This is a genomic window from Micromonospora sp. URMC 107, from assembly GCF_051386315.1.
Taxonomy (GTDB): domain Bacteria; phylum Actinomycetota; class Actinomycetes; order Mycobacteriales; family Micromonosporaceae; genus Micromonospora.
In genome coordinates this window covers 1-291 of the sequence record NZ_JBPQTK010000329.1, presented here as the reverse complement: position 1 = coordinate 291, position 291 = coordinate 1, and the positions used below count along the sequence as shown (strand labels likewise).

The 291-nt window shown below is 77.3% G+C and carries 1 protein-coding gene; it reads left to right on the top strand.

Annotation, left to right across the window (positions count from 1 at the left end; translation table 11 throughout):
- Positions 1 to 291 (top strand): AMP-binding protein (locus ACSNN9_RS28735; RefSeq protein ID WP_436676428.1); only part of this gene is annotated, 291 nt, incomplete at both ends.

Here is a 291-nt window from a genome sequence, read left to right as displayed (position 1 = left end):
GACGCGCGCGCCAACCGGCTGGCCCACCACCTGCGCGAGCACGGCGTCGCCCCCGACACCCTCGTCGCGGTCTGCCTCCGCAGGTCACCGGAGCTGATCGTCGCGCTGCTGGCCATCGCCAGGGCCGGCGGCGCGTACCTTCCCCTGGACCCGGCCCACCCCGCCGAACGACTGGCCCACCTGCTGGCCGACGGCGCCCCGGTCGCCGTCCTCACCCACGGCGCCACCCGCGCCACCCTCGACGGACTGACCACCGCGCCCCTCGTCGACCTCGACACCGACGCCCCCCAC